A 14,477-nucleotide genomic window follows, 5' to 3' on the forward strand; every position below is an offset into this window, starting at 1 on the left:
GTCAATCATCGGATGATTTGTAAGGTTTTGCCAATGCCTGCTTGTAGCACTTTTTCCACGCCGATCTGTTCAGCGTATTTGTCCCAACGACTGACTACTTCCGCAATTTCCTGAATAATGGTGTTGGCTTTCTTTACGTTCATTTGATAAGCCACAGATAGCAAATCGCTTTTGGTAATACCTGTTCTTTTGCCGTTGATGCTGAGGGCGTGCTGGCTTACCCAATCGCTGCCGGGCCTATAGGCGTGACAAACATCAAACGCCGGCGACAATGTCCACTGCCCGGCTTTGTCCATCATGAATGCGAAGTTTTTGGTGTGATCGTCGCAGTTCCTCCCCATCACATTGAAAACCATTCTTCGGTATAGCTGCTCAGCTTGCGGGTAAGGCAATCCCAGGAACCTCATAGTTTCAAACAACTGCTCGTAGCTGTACATCGTCACCTCATTAAAGTCGAAATGCCGTATCGCACAAAAACTTTGGACATGGGCTTTACCCTGATCAGGTAGGCGGTCAAATCGTTGCGTCATGAAATGTGCCCGGCCGTTTTCTTCCAGCAGTTGGCTGTCTGTCATTGTTATGCCAGCCTCCTTGGCCATTAGATAATAGGCCATTTCTACCCGGCCGAAGCCACTCGATGAGCCAAATTGAGTATCTGTTACCCCATCAAATTTGATGATCCAATGGGTAAACCCTTTCGGAGCATTGGTTTGGCCGCTCTTGATGTCGCCCGTCGATTTGTTGTAGGTGATCAGGGCTTTTGCCCTGGCTCCACCGGCTGATGAGCCAATTTTCAGTATGTCAATCAAAGCCTTTTCTTCGTCGCTGGCCACATTGGTGGCAAAGTCCTTCCTCCCGGAGAGAATTTGCTCGGCCACTTGTATCAGGCTTTCTATTTCTATTTCTGTGGCCTTGTCGTCTGCCTTCGGAAAAGCTGGTTCCGCTTCCAAAGCGCCCATGCCACGGGAGCCAATAAAACAAAGCGTTTCAACTGGGTTAAGGCTGTTGGTGGGGCGCCCCTGTCGGGTAAGCCAGGTGTTGATCAGTGCATTGCCATATTTGTCGGGTAAAATATCGGCCAGCAGGCCGGGCAACCCTTTGAATGTGCTGGTAGTACGCAATTCAGGAAACGAAAACACCCGGCCTCTTGCTTCTTGCAGTGGCATCTGCACGGGTGCCAGGTCCCAGTTGTTTGACAGGAAACTGGGTTCGTATTCAAACACTCCGAGCTCTTTGGTTGGATCCCAGGCGATGGCACCCACTCTTTCTCCCCAGATATTGATAAACGCCGTTGTTACCATTACCAGTCGGATGAGGTGCGCTCAGGAGCTTTCCTTTTTGATGCTCGCTGCCGTTGACTTTGCTCCAGCTTTGCCAGCTGAAGTGGGCTCAACTGCCTCTCTACCTTAAATGCTTCCAGCACCTGTAGCTGATTTAATGCCCTGAGTAATTGGATAAGCGTGAGGGTATTGGATCGTTTGCCTTGCTCAAATTCCACAAGCGTTGTGCGATTAATGCCCGCTTCTTCCGCAAGCTGGCTTTGGGTTTTGTTTTGTTCCAGCCGATGGTGCCTGACAAACTCTCCAATGGTTGACAGCAAAGCTGCGTCGCTCATTAACGAAATGTTGTTTTTATCCATCATTAAGTAACTATTTTGACACTAATGTTGGTTATATCAATCAAATGTAATAACCTTTTACCAAATGACAATACTTTATGTTGTATTTATCAGACATAACGTCGACAAAACCTATTCAATGTTGGATATATCAGATAATAATAGAGGTGTGTGAGTATAGCTTGCTCGTGCTGAATGAGCTTGTCATCGACGACTCAATAGTCGATTTGGAGTTTTTCTAATGTTTGTACTTTGGTCAAAAGTATTTCTCTGAATTCTGGTACCGCATCATAAAGCACAGGGTTTTGATCAATGAATTTAATTAGGTCGGATATTTTAGAATCATTTCGAAGAATAATATGGTTAATATCTTCTATCTTGAATTTGAGCATATAGTGCTGCTCTATATTTTCAGTATAGGACTTTAACTCGTCATCCAGACCAGTTTCCATCATACTCATATAAGATTTCGCAGGAATAAACGGTGGAATTATGCCAGGTGGAACATATCTCCACTCTTTTTCATCATAGAACTTTACCGCATTTTTGTTCTTTTTCCCAATTCTGAAGAGCGTTCCTTCATACGGTTTAATAAAGGAAAGTATATATCTGTAGTGATTTCCAAAGGCCTCGACATTTTTGAAATGGATGTTTTCTCGGCAGTATTTCTTACTGAAGCCATTAGAAAAGGTTAGACTTCTTTCTTTTATTTCAGGTTCGTATTGCTCAAATATTTTAACCATTTCCCAGAGCTGTTCGACCCATTTGGAATTTTTATAAACATAGGCTACAGGCGTAATTCCGTGCTTTTCAGCCCACGATTTTTTCAGCCCAATACCGTAATCGCCATAAGTGCTGGTATGATTATTAATTTGGCTCAAAGGAATGTCACAAAAACAACTCATGGGAACTGCTAACAAGAAAGCCGCCTTTTTTTGATTGTAAAGCATGGCGTAGTCCTCTATGCAGTAACTTGGCCTAATCCCATTGACTAAAATTTTAAATAACGTTTTAATTTCGCCCGTAAAATGGAAGAGACTATCAGAACTAAGTTTTGACATGGTTATTTTTTTACCCTTTTGTAAATATACTTTCTTGCAGTTTATCTATTGTAAGCCAGCTTTCAAAAGAGGTTGATGAGTTGTAAATAATTCCCTTTCCAACCCCAACTCCTTTTTCTATCTTCAGCCCAAAATTTAGCCCCCATGGATTTATCATATATCATCAACGAACTAGGCGAGGACAGAGAAAACTACTACCGCTCCGTGTCGCCACCCATCATGATGTCGTCCAACTTTTGTTTCGACAACATCAAAGACATGCAGGAAAGCCTGGAGTTTGAACACGAAATTCCATTTTATACCCGTGGGGTAAATCCAACCACTGCCATTCTGCAAAAGAAAATAGCAGCACTGGAAAAGACAGAGGACGCACTCATCTTCGCCAGCGGAAGCGCAGCCATTGGAGCTGCTGTGATGGCTAACTTGAGTCAGGGCGACCATGTGGTGTGCGTCGAAAAGCCTTACAGCTGGACAAACAAATTGCTCAACCAGTTGCTTCCCCGATTTGGGGTGACGGCTACCATGGTAGACGGGACTGATCCCAAAAATTACGAGAGGGCTATCAGACCCTCCACGAAAATTCTTTATCTCGAAAGCCCCAACTCCTGGACATTCGAACTGCAAGACATTGAGGCAGTGGTGAAGATCGCCAAGAAACATGGGCTGCTGACCATTATCGACAATAGCTATGCTTCTCCCATCAATATGAACCCTGCTGAAATGGGTGTCGACATCGTTACTCACTCAGCGTCCAAATACCTCAATGGCCATAGCGACCTGGTAGCAGGCGTACTTTGTGCCACCAAGGAAATGACGACCAGGATATTCAAGTCAGAGTTCATGACACTTGGAGGGATCATTTCACCAATGAATGCCTGGCTGATGCTGCGTGGGCTGCGCACTTTACCGATACGTATGGAGAGGGCAGAAAAATCAACAGCGACCATCATCGACTTTCTTGCCAATCACGAAAAGGTAGGCAAAATCTACTATCCGTTCCACCCTAGCCACCCACAGTATGAGCTGGCTAAAAGGCAAATGAAGCGGGGGACTGGCCAATTTACTATTCAACTAAAAACTGAAAAGCCTGATGAGATCATTCGTTTTTGCGACTCTTTGAAGACTTTCTACCTTGCGTGTTCATGGGGAGGGCATGAATCATTGATCTTTCCGGCCGTTGCCATGGTCGAGTCAATGAATTACAAGAATGCCACAACACCGTTGAACATGATTCGTTTCTATGTCGGCCTGGAAGAAACTGATTATCTTATAGCTGACCTAAAACAAGCATTTGACAAAATTTAACGTTCTGGCGTTCCTAATTGCAGGAATCAATCTTCTGATTGGAGGGGCTTCGTATGCCCAAAGCATCAAGGGAATTGTGATCGACGAGAAAGGTGAGCCACTGCCTTTCACCACCATTTATGTGGGAGGCACTTCTACAGGTGTTTCTACCAATCAGGACGGAGACTACGAGCTTTCTCTGGACCCTGGCCCCTACGATATCGTTTTTCAGTATGTTGGCTACAAGCGCCAGGTGCAGGAGGTCGTTGTCATTCCTGGGAAGACCTACATGTTGAATGTGCAGCTTCTTCCGGAAGCCTATCAACTGCGGGAGGTGGTGGTTAATTCTAAAGACAAGGATCCTGCTTATGCAGTGATAAGGGAGGCTATCAGAAAACGCAAGTACCATCTTACTGAAGTCAACGCATTTTCGTGCAGGGTCTATATCAAAGGCAATCAGCATCTTGATAATATCCCCAACAGTGTATTGGGTTACACCATCCCTCTCGACACAGGCATCGTGTATCTTTCTGAATCGGTGTCAGACTTGTCGTACATCTTTCCCGACAAATACAGTGAGCGGATGATCTCTTCCCGGGTCAGTGGACAAAGCAAGGCCTTCAGCTTCAATATGGCCTCCGAGATGTATGTCAACTTCTACAACAATCTGCTTGGAATGGAGGGGCTTACCGAAAGAGGCTTTGTCTCCCCCATTGCCAACAACGCTTTTTTCTTTTATGACTATAAACTTCGTGGCGCTTTTCAGGAGGGAGATTATCTCATCAATAAGATCGAGGTAATACCGAAAAGGGCAAATGACCCTGTTTTCAGTGGTTTTATTTATATCGTTGAAGACAGTTGGAGCATTCATAGCATTGACCTTGTGCTACCGCAGAAGAAACAGATCGAATTTGTAGACAGCCTTCGCATCCGTCAGCAGTATGCGCCTTTGGATCTGGGCATCTGGATGATGTTGTCTCAAAGATTTGATTTCAGGATCGGGGCGTTTGGTTTTCATGGAAACGGATACTTTGTTGGGGTGTACTCCAATTATAAGATAGAGCCAAGGTACAAGCTGGACGCAGTAAATAAATTGACCGGCCCAACAGTCGAACAGGTTGATACGCTTACGAAAAATGATGTAAAGCTGTTCCCTAAGCCAAAAAAGAGTTTCGGCAAGGAGGTGCTCGTAATCGAAGAAGATGCTAACAAGAGAGAGGACGTGTATTGGGAGAAAATTCGGCCGATACCACTCAACGATTACGAAATACGTGACTATAAAATCAAAGATAGTCTGCTAGTGATAAAAGAGTCTAAGCCATTTAAAGACTCTATGGATGACAAAAGAAATAACTTCAACCTTGTGAAGCTTTTTGTTTCAGGTTACAGATACAATAGAAGCTACAAGAGAGATTTTCTTTCGTTTGATCCGTTAATCAAAGCTATTCAGTACAACACTGTGGAAGGCATAGTGACGAATCTGGATGTGAACTATACCAAATACTATGAGAACAATAAGTTTTACCGGATCACTCCGGCCATCAGATATGGATTCGGCTCAGGAAAGCTCTACGGACGACTGGGGGCTACCTACTATTACGATCCAAAGAAGTTTTCGAGCGCACAAGTAGATTTCGGACAGTTTGTCTATCAATTTAATCAGGCCGATCCGATAGTTTCTTATGTAAACACCGCCGAGACATTGGTAGGGGGCAGGAACCTGATCAAGTTATTTGAAAAGACTTATGTAAGCACGAGATACCGCACAGAATTGTGGAATGGCGTTTTGTTTACTGGCCGGTTTAGTTGGGAGAAAAGGGTGCAGTTGTACAACACCTCATTCCTTTCCATTCTGAAAGAGGAGAACCGTATTTTTACCCCGAATGCTCCTAAAAATTTGGAACTGGCCGATACAAGTTTCCCTACGCATGAGGCAGCCATTGTCGATTTGTCCATCATTTATCACCCGGGCCAGCGATATATTTCACGACCCGACCAAAAGGTATTGCTGGTTAACAAATGGCCATCTTTCACTTTCAATTATGTGAAGGGTTTGAATGGATTACTGGGATCGGATGTCGACTACGACAGGGTGTCGGCCAAAATCAGCGATGAGATTTCACAGGGCTTGTTTGGCATGGGGAGATTGACACTCGAATCGGGCTTTTTCCCTGGTAAAAAAGTAGCCTACTTCATGGACTACAGGCAATTCAACGGCAACGCGACACTCTACGCCAGGTTTGAACCCGGCAACTTCCAACTGCTTGATTACTATCTCTACAGCTCGCTAAAGCCGTACTTTATGGGGCAGTATGAACACCATTTTGATGGCTTCATTGTCAATAAATTACCTCTTCTGCGTAAAACGAAACTACAAGCCGTAGGCTCGGTCAATTACCTGCGTGCCGGCACGGTCGACCACTACACAGAAATCGGGATCGGCCTTGAACATATTCTGAAAATTCTCAGAGTGGATTTCTACACTTCTTTTATTGGAAGGCAACACCAGGCCATCGGGTTCAAAGGGGGGCTTGGTTTCTGATCAGCGTTCGATAGACAGCACACCATTGAAGGATCGCTGCGAATACTTTACCATATAATAGTAAACGCCACTCGGTAGCTTGTCGCCGTTCCAAACAAAATCCCTTTGCCTCGTCATATATACGTTGGTTCCTTCCCTTGTCAACACCCTGAAAAACTGAAACTGGTCATCGCAGTTGTCAACCGGTAAATCAGGGATGGAGTAGGTGTCGTTAATGCCATCGCCATTCGGGGTGAAGATATTGGCTGGGAGAAATTCGCTCGGACTTTCACGGTCAATCAGGTCTATAAAAATCGACAAAGTGTCAAATTTTGGGTTGGGGCATCGGGTGTCCCAGGAGAGGAAGGAAACCTTGTAGGAAAGCTCCCTGGCTTCATCAAATAAAAAGCACTCTGGCGCCCAACGGAGAAACCCTTTGGCCTGGCCCTGCCCTTCCACACGGTTGAATTCAAAAGTTTCTGATGGCGGCAAAGGCACACCATCAAGAAGATCGATGGAAAGAAAGTCATTGTCGGGGTCAGTGGAGGTCACCTCCAGTTCAATCGACTCCAGACTGTTGATGGTGACCCTGTCGTTTTCAACACCAGCGATGGTAATCACTGGCGATTCATTGGTTGCCTGGAACACATTGATCTTGAGACTAATGACATCGGTTTCGGTTTGCAGGCAAAAATCATTGTCGGCAGCAACAAAGTTTACTTCAAAGTAGTCCTGTACCTCCGTGTCGATCAGGTCGCAGCCCAGGTTCCAACTGAAGGTAGTGTTCACCTCGCCCGGTCCGGACACCGGGGTGAAGTTGATCAGGTAGTCCTCGAAGCTGAAGTTCACAGGTACCGCTATCAGGTCGATCACATCCCCATCTGCGTCGGTGGCGGTCACTGGAAAGGATAAATTGGTTCCGACGGGAATCTGTAAGTCGTAAGAGCCAAGTGTGGTTGAGAGCTTGGGCGGGTTGTTGACAGGTAAATTGACAGTAAGCGAGACCTGAATTTCATCCCGGGAGTTGTCCATGCAGAAATCGTTGTCCGACAGCCGAAGTGTGAAATCAAACTGATTTTTCACACCGAAAGGAAAGCTTCCGCAGCCAGTTTCCCATTCAAATACTGCCTCAATTGACCCTGCTTCATCTTTATCGATACTGACTTTCATGCCCCATTCTTCAGGGTCAAAATCACTTGCCACAATGTCAAGCACCATCGTCTCATCGTCCAGGTCAATCCCCTCCAATGGCAGGCTGTAGCTAATGCCCTCATCAAGTGTCAGGTTGATAATTTTGCTCGTCTGGTTGACATAACGGGGTGCCTGGTTGGGTGGTGGCTCCACAATTACAGCCAGTCTCACGGTGTCCATTTGCGGCAGGGGACAAGCATCGTCGGCAGCAATCAGATCAATCAAGTATGGGCCGTCACTCACATAAGGACACTTTGAAAGGCATACTTGAAGATTGAGAATATCCTCAGAAGTAGCGAGGTAGCCTTCTTTAATGGTGAATATGCCCTCTACCTCACCGTCAAAATTCACTCCCACCGCCCTCATTTTGATATTTTTATCCCCAACAGGGTCGGTCACCTGTATGTCAAAGCATTTGTTGTCGCCCGCCTGGAATACCAGCGTATCTCTAATCACGGAATTAAAACTCAAGGACCCAGGCACACGGACTTTAAGGTTTGGTGGGGGTTCTGGATTGCAGCCATCCACCACCAGCATCTGAAAATCCCTTCTTACCTCACCTATTTTCTCCCCTTTTCTAAACTCCTTACACAAGACGGAGAATACGTACAAGCCAATTTTCTCTGGCTTCACAGTGATGAATCCCTTGTTGGTAATTCTCAGCGATGGGCTGCCAGGTATCACATGCTCAATATCTATGTTCTGTGCCCATATGACCTCAGGGTGAGGCGTCGGTTGGGGAATCGGCAAAGCCTGTAAAGCAGAACTGTTCAACGGAGTCACAAGGGTGTAGGCCAATGAGTCCCCGTCCAGATCAACACCAGCAAAATCGGTGTAATACAATTGGTTAACGCATGCGTAATCGCTCAACGGTGGAAAAAGGGACGGTGAGGAATTGACAAAGGGTCGGCCATTTTTTACCACAGGCGGGAACTCCAGGTAGTAGGTTTGCCCAGCCCCAATGGAGTTGACGATGTTGACAATTCCGGCATTCCGGCAACATCTTTCCCACACAACATAGTAGCCTTCCGAGTCGCTGAAGTTTTCCGGCAACAGCTCTATTTCTCTCGTGTAGAATGCCCGAAGGGTTTTCAGTTCATCCAGCGAACACTCAATATTGGTGTAGGGCACAGTGGCTCGGTCAGTGAGGAAGAGTGTGTCTCTTCTCATGAAAGCGTTGTCCGACTTTCTGTAGATATAAGCCAGCAGTCCTGGCTCGGGCCCTGGATTAGCACTTTGTGCCTGATCAAAGTACTGGATCAGATTGAGGTTGTACCTGAAGCCCTGCACGTGAACCAACTCCAACTCGCCGCCGACGATATGGTTGGCTAAAGACGTCCCGCCACCCAGCCACCAAAGAAGTATAAAAAGAACTGTTGCGAATTTTGCTATGCGGTAACGTTTAATCATTAGTTGCTAAACAATCTACTCTTCGAATCCCCTGTACCTAAAATTAGATGAAAGACTACAAATAATGACCAATAGTTGAAGAAAGCTTTTTGCTCGCTCTGTGATGAGCAGTCACTATCGATCCTGAGCGTTCTCTTCCATTGCCTTCTTTTTGCTAAACAACCGCTTTCTGTTTTTGATACCAATAACGATTACTGCTAGCAAGGGAAAGAAGAGAAAGTACTCATTTCTCCAGTTTCCGGACGAATACAGGTATGTGCCTGCGCTGATGATGATTGTCCATTTGAGAACGACGTAGCCCACCATGAGAAGTACGGTGTTACGGGAAAGAATCTTCATTGCCTTCATTTTGTTTGCGTTATTTAAAGTATTTACGAGCGGGATATTATTTAGTTTAGTTTTAGCTAACATTTTATTTAGATGTAACTAAAATAAAACGAATGAATGCTATTGTTACATCATCGGCATTTGCTGTTGGTCGAATATTTATACTTTTGGAGCCATAAAATGGAATTGCTATGAAGAAGCTAGTAGGTGCTATTTTTCACTCAATGCTCCTGGTGATAGGGTTTACTGCAAAGGCTCAGGACTCTGGGACGCTCACCCTCGAAAGGATATTTAGTTCTAATGAATTCAGAGGTGAGTGGTTTGGGCAGCTTGCCTGGTTTGAGGAAGGAAACGCTTATACCACGCTGGAGCAGTCAGAAACGGTTTCTGGAGGATATGAGATAGTCAAAAACAACACTGCAACTGGCGAAAGGTTGGTGCTGGTAAAAGCATCTGATTTGGTGCCTGCCGGAAGTCGGCAAGGGCTCGAAGTGGAAGACTATACCTGGTCTGACGATAAAAGCAAACTGCTTATTTACACCAATTCTGCCAGGGTGTGGAGGCTCAACACCAAAGGCGATTACTGGGTGCTTGACCTTGCTACCAAAAAATTGACACAGTTGGGAGGAAGCAATGCAAAGCCATCTACCTTGATGTTTGCCAAGTTCTCTCCCGATGGAAGCAAAGTGGGTTATGTGAGAGAGCATAATGTGTATGTGGAGTCGCTGGCGGATGGCAAAATTACTGCACTTACTACCGATGGCACTGACCGCATTATCAATGGCACCTTCGACTGGGTATATGAGGAAGAGTTTGGCTGCCGTGATGGCTTTCAGTGGAGCCCCGACGGAAGCCAAATCGCCTACTGGCGAATTGACGCCAGGTCTATTCGCAATTTCTTAATGATCAATAATACGGATTCAATCTACTCATACACAATCCCCGTAGAGTACCCGAAAGCAGGTGAGAAACCTTCGGAAGCAAAGATTGGAGTGGTGAGCGCAGCAGGTGGGTCGACCCAATGGATGAACATTGCTGGCGACCCCACTAATAACTACGTACCTCGCATGATTTGGAACGCAGACTCAAAATCATTGCTGGTGCAGCAGCTAAACCGTCAGCAAAACCACAACCAGGTGCTTAAGTGCTTCGTGGCCGATGGCAGGGTAGAAAAAGTGTATGAGGAAAAAGACCCAGCCTGGCTCGATGCCGTTGATGACTTTCAATTAATGAACAACGGGAGGTCTTTTACCTGGGTGAGTGAGAAAAGCGGATGGCGGGCTGCCTATTTGATAACGGGGTCTGAGGAGAAGCTTATTTCGCCAGCAGATTTCGATATGATCAATATCGAGCAGATCGATGAAAAGGGAGGATGGCTCTATTTCATGGCTTCGCCCGACAATGCGACTCAAAATTACCTTTACAGAATAAGGCTCAGTGGAAAGGGCAAGGCCGAAAGGTTGTCACCTGCTGATCAACCAGGTACTCACAGTTATGAGGTTGCTCCCAATGGCAAGTATGCCCAGCATTCGTATTCTAGCGAAGGTGTGCCTCCCATTATGGACTTGGTGTCGTTGCCTGATCATAAGGTCATCAAAACATTTGTGACCAATAAAGTACTCGCCGCCAAAGTGGAGGCGCTGAGCAAAGACAAAACTGAGTTCTTCCAGGTGACTGGGGACAATGGGGTTACCATGGATGCCTACATGATCAAACCGGTCGGTTTTGATCCGTCTAAAAAGTACCCGGTGCTTTTTCATGTGTATGGCGAGCCTGCTGGTCAAACCGTACATGACGCATGGGGTGGCAGCGGCTATTTGTGGCATTTGATGTTGGCGCAGCAGGGCTACATCATCATGAGCGTCGATAACAGAGGTACACCAGGCCCGAAGGGTAGGGAATGGCGCAAGTGTGTGTATGGCCAGATCGGCGTGCTCTCTTCAGAAGACCAGGCGGCTGCCCTACGCAAAATAAAGGAAACGTATTCCTTTGTGGATGGCGAAAGAATAGGCATTTGGGGCTGGAGTGGCGGCGGCTCCATGACGCTCAATATGATGTTTCGATACCCTGACCTTTATCACACAGGCATGTCGGTGGCGCCGGTGGCAGATCAGCGTCTCTACGACAATATTTATCAGGAGCGTTATTCAGGAGTACCTCAACTGATGCCAGAGAGCTACGAGAAAGGTTCGCCGGTTAATTTTGCCAAAAACCTGAAAGGCAACCTGCTGGTGATGCATGGCACCGGCGATGACAACGTGCATTATCAAAACACCGAGGTGCTGGTGAATGAGCTGATTAAGTACAACAAGATTTTTTCAATGATGAGCTACCCCAACCGGTCACATGGCATTTACGAAGGGAAAAATACCAGCAGGCATGTCAGAGAAATCCTGACCAACTACCTGAAGAACAATCTTCCGGCCGGGCCAAGGTAAAGCTGGCAATTTTTGTTACATCCTTAGTTTTCCTTTTGGGCAAAGCGTAATTTTGCGGCCCTATGGGCAGAGGCAAGAACATAATACTGGAAAACATCACGATTGAGGCAGTAGCTTCAGAAGGCAAATGCATTGCCAGGCATGAGGGACAGGTAATATTTGTGGAGCAGGTAGTTCCCGGCGACGTTGTCGATTTGCTCGTTTTTCGTAAGAAAAAGGGCTTCATGGAAGCCAGAACTATTAAATTCCATACGCTTTCGCCCAAAAGAGTCGAGCCTTTCTGCTCCCACTTTGGCACCTGCGGAGGCTGCAAATGGCAGAGCTTGCCTTATGACGAACAGCTCCAGTTCAAATGGCAGCAGGTAAAGGACAACCTGGAAAGAATTGCCAAAGTGCCTTTGCCAGAAATCAACCCAATTCTTGGCTCTCCCGACACGCAGTACTATCGCAACAAGCTGGAGTTTACCTTCTCCAACCACCGCTGGTTGACCGACGAGGAAATTCAATCAGGCGCCGATTTGGAGAAAAATGCCCTGGGCTTTCACGTGCCCAAGCGCTTCGACAGAATTGTGGATGTCGAAACCTGCTACCTGCAGGGAGATCCCAGCAATGCCATCAGGACATTTGTGAGGGAAGAAACCATGAAGGCAGGCTATCCTTTCTATGATATACTAACCCACGAAGGCTGGCTGCGCAACCTGATCATTCGCACCGCCAGTACCGGACAATTAATGGTCATTCTGCAAGTAGCCTACGAGAACGAAGACCTGGCCAACCTGCTCGGCAAGATCAAGGAGGCATTTCCGCAGATCACCTCCCTCATGTACGTGATCAATAGCAAGGGTAATGATACTTTCCAGGACCTGGAGGTAGAGCTATTTCATGGCCAAGATCATATCATGGAAGAAATGGACGGCTTGCATTTTAAGGTGGGGCCAAAGTCCTTTTACCAGACCAATAGCAAGCAGGCCGAACGGCTTTATAAAGTGGCTATTGATATGGCCAACATTAAGGAGCACGAGTTGGTGTATGATCTCTACACAGGCACAGGCACGCTGGCGCAGTTTGCCGCACGGAGCGCCGCAAAAGTAGTAGGGTTGGAGTACGTGGAGCCCGCCATTGAGGATGCCTGGATCAATGCGAAACTGAACAACCTGGAGAATGTGCATTTCCAGGCAGGCGACATCAAAGACTTGCTCACGGAAGAATTCATGGAAAGGCACGGTCGCCCGCAGGTGATCATCACTGACCCTCCTAGGGCCGGTATGCACACTGACGTAACAGACGCTTTGTATCACTCAGGGGCAGAAAGGATTGTGTACGTAAGCTGTAACCCCGCCACTCAGGCACGGGATATCCAGCTATTGGCAGAAAGGTACAAAGTAGTAGAAGTGCAGCCGGTGGATATGTTTCCGCATACGCATCATGTGGAGAATGTGGTACTGTTGGAGAGGAGAGACTAAAACGATTTTTCACCAGGCGGCGAGCTTTCTAACGAAAATAATTCCTCACCCCAAACTCGTTTTGCTCTATAAATATGGTTTTAAAAGCTGTCAGGTTATTTTGCTCATAGAAGAGGAGCATTGCCTTTTTGTAGTCAAGTGAATCAACGCTACGGTAAGACAGTGGGCAGGCGTCGTCTGCAATGAGCAGGGCATTGCTAATCATCCGGCCCGTGCGCTTATTTCCATCTTCAAACGGCTGTATATATGAGATTAACACTACAGCAAGCAAAGCTTTTTCAAAACCATTGTTCTTGCTGTTGATCAAGTCACACATCAGTTCGAGATTTTCCCTGATCTGGTATTCATTGTCTAAAGGCCTGTAAGCTGTTCCGGTAATACCTACGGCACGGGAACGAATATTGCGACCAACATTCAAATCCTTGATAAGTAGTGAGTGAATTTCTTCTAGTGTGCGCAAAGTAAGGGCTTGGGCATGGTTTTTATGCTCCATCAGGTATGTAATAACCTCCTTATGGTTCAGTAGCATGATGGCCTCTTCTTTGGTCTTATTTTCGGCCTCCTGCTTCTCCTTAAATAGCCTTTCCGTTTCCAGCAAAGTATAAGTATTCCCTTCAATCTGGGAAGATTTCCAACTGAGCTCAATAGTTAGTCGTTCCAGTTCCTTTTGGTAAAGTGTAGGCGAAAGGCTGGCAATATTGCTTTGATATTCCTCCTTTAACTTTTGAAGACCCGCCAACTCATTGTCATTAAACAGAGGAATACCTGTTAATGATTGAATGAGTTCATGGTTGAAGGATGTTTTGGCTCCTCGCCTGTCAGGGTCAAGGTCAAAATAATTAGAAGCACTAACCGGTGCAAACAATTGGTAATCGGGAGCAATGACATAGGTGATCGCTCGTCCGGCGCCGAGTTTCTTCAGGTAGTTGGCCTCAACAAGTTTAGCCATGTCCCTATTGACCGTTGGGATGCTTGGTTCGCTGCTAAGCAGTTTTTTGATTTCCGATATAGATACTTGTCCCTTTGTACCTATGATCTCAATGATTTCCTGCTGGCGTGGAGTAAGGTTCATTATTTCACTTTTTCCTATCACTAAACTAGCCTAATCCTATCTTAAATGATAGGATTAATAAATAAAAATGATAGGATTTGTTTTCACAGCGA

Annotated in this window: 10 protein-coding genes; 4 read left to right on the plus strand and 6 right to left on the minus strand. The window is 46.1% G+C overall.

Annotated features, from left to right (window positions below):
* Positions 1–5: 5 nt before the first annotated feature.
* The 3 genes from RIF36_RS03650 to RIF36_RS03660 all read right to left on the minus strand — a co-directional run bounded on the left by RIF36_RS03650 (position 6) and on the right by RIF36_RS03660 (position 2,679).
* Positions 6–1,301 carry a type II toxin-antitoxin system HipA family toxin gene (locus RIF36_RS03650; protein WP_350074418.1) on the minus strand — a complete coding sequence of 432 codons (1,296 nt, stop codon included), beginning with the start codon at positions 1,299–1,301 and terminating at the stop codon, positions 6–8.
* Positions 1,301–1,642: a helix-turn-helix domain-containing protein gene (locus RIF36_RS03655; RefSeq protein WP_317489759.1), complete on the minus strand. Its 342-nt coding sequence runs from the start codon at positions 1,640–1,642 to the stop codon at positions 1,301–1,303. Before RIF36_RS03655 ends, RIF36_RS03650 begins: the two co-directional genes overlap by 1 nt.
* A 191-nt stretch (positions 1,643–1,833) precedes the next feature.
* On the minus strand, positions 1,834–2,679 hold the full coding sequence (locus RIF36_RS03660; protein ID WP_350074420.1) for an abortive infection system antitoxin AbiGi family protein: 846 nt from the start codon (positions 2,677–2,679) through the stop codon (positions 1,834–1,836).
* 144 nt (positions 2,680–2,823) lie between these two features.
* On the opposite strand from RIF36_RS03660, the gene RIF36_RS03665 reads away from it, so the two are divergent.
* Together RIF36_RS03665 and RIF36_RS03670 are read left to right on the plus strand one after the other, a co-directional pair.
* Positions 2,824–3,984, plus strand: a complete 1,161-nt coding sequence (locus RIF36_RS03665) for a trans-sulfuration enzyme family protein (RefSeq protein WP_350074422.1) — start codon at positions 2,824–2,826, stop codon at positions 3,982–3,984.
* A complete protein-coding gene (locus RIF36_RS03670; RefSeq protein WP_350074423.1) occupies positions 3,971–6,505 on the plus strand; it encodes a DUF5686 and carboxypeptidase regulatory-like domain-containing protein in 2,535 nt (844 codons plus the stop codon). The genes RIF36_RS03665 and RIF36_RS03670 overlap by 14 nt, the downstream gene beginning before the upstream one ends.
* Here RIF36_RS03670 and RIF36_RS03675 read toward each other — a convergent pair whose 3' ends face one another.
* On the minus strand, positions 6,506–9,085 hold the full coding sequence (locus RIF36_RS03675) for a T9SS type B sorting domain-containing protein (RefSeq protein ID WP_350119866.1): 2,580 nt from the start codon (positions 9,083–9,085) through the stop codon (positions 6,506–6,508). It abuts the gene before it with no gap.
* Between the two features lie 114 nt (positions 9,086–9,199).
* On the minus strand, positions 9,200–9,433 hold the full coding sequence (locus tag RIF36_RS03680; protein WP_350119863.1) for a hypothetical protein: 234 nt from the start codon (positions 9,431–9,433) through the stop codon (positions 9,200–9,202).
* Between the two features lie 170 nt (positions 9,434–9,603).
* On the opposite strand from RIF36_RS03680, the gene RIF36_RS03685 reads away from it, so the two are divergent.
* Positions 9,604–11,850: a S9 family peptidase gene (locus RIF36_RS03685; RefSeq protein ID WP_350119861.1), complete on the plus strand. Its 2,247-nt coding sequence runs from the start codon at positions 9,604–9,606 to the stop codon at positions 11,848–11,850.
* 62 nt (positions 11,851–11,912) lie between these two features.
* Positions 11,913–13,313, plus strand: coding sequence for a 23S rRNA (uracil(1939)-C(5))-methyltransferase RlmD (rlmD, locus tag RIF36_RS03690; RefSeq protein ID WP_350119858.1), 1,401 nt, complete (start codon positions 11,913–11,915; stop codon positions 13,311–13,313).
* Between the two features lie 28 nt (positions 13,314–13,341).
* Here the strand turns inward: rlmD and RIF36_RS03695 are convergent, their stop codons facing one another.
* A complete protein-coding gene (locus RIF36_RS03695; protein WP_350119855.1) occupies positions 13,342–14,385 on the minus strand; it encodes a Fic family protein in 1,044 nt (347 codons plus the stop codon).
* Between the last annotated feature and the right edge of the window lie 92 nt (positions 14,386–14,477).

Source organism: Imperialibacter sp., from assembly GCF_040222815.1.
Lineage (GTDB): Bacteria > Bacteroidota > Bacteroidia > Cytophagales > Cyclobacteriaceae > Imperialibacter.

Coding starts and splice junctions, on each gene's coding strand:
- RIF36_RS03650 (WP_350074418.1), bottom strand. CDS start 1,301: ATGGTAACAACGGCGTTTATCAATATCTGGGGAGAAAGAGTGGGTGCC.
- RIF36_RS03655 (WP_317489759.1), bottom strand. CDS start 1,642: ATGATGGATAAAAACAACATTTCGTTAATGAGCGACGCAGCTTTGCTG.
- RIF36_RS03660 (WP_350074420.1), bottom strand. CDS start 2,679: ATGTCAAAACTTAGTTCTGATAGTCTCTTCCATTTTACGGGCGAAATT.
- RIF36_RS03665 (WP_350074422.1), top strand. CDS start 2,824: ATGGATTTATCATATATCATCAACGAACTAGGCGAGGACAGAGAAAAC.
- RIF36_RS03675 (WP_350119866.1), bottom strand. CDS start 9,085: ATGATTAAACGTTACCGCATAGCAAAATTCGCAACAGTTCTTTTTATA.
- RIF36_RS03680 (WP_350119863.1), bottom strand. CDS start 9,433: ATGAAGGCAATGAAGATTCTTTCCCGTAACACCGTACTTCTCATGGTG.
- RIF36_RS03685 (WP_350119861.1), top strand. CDS start 9,604: ATGAAGAAGCTAGTAGGTGCTATTTTTCACTCAATGCTCCTGGTGATA.
- rlmD (WP_350119858.1), top strand. CDS start 11,913: ATGGGCAGAGGCAAGAACATAATACTGGAAAACATCACGATTGAGGCA.
- RIF36_RS03695 (WP_350119855.1), bottom strand. CDS start 14,385: ATGAACCTTACTCCACGCCAGCAGGAAATCATTGAGATCATAGGTACA.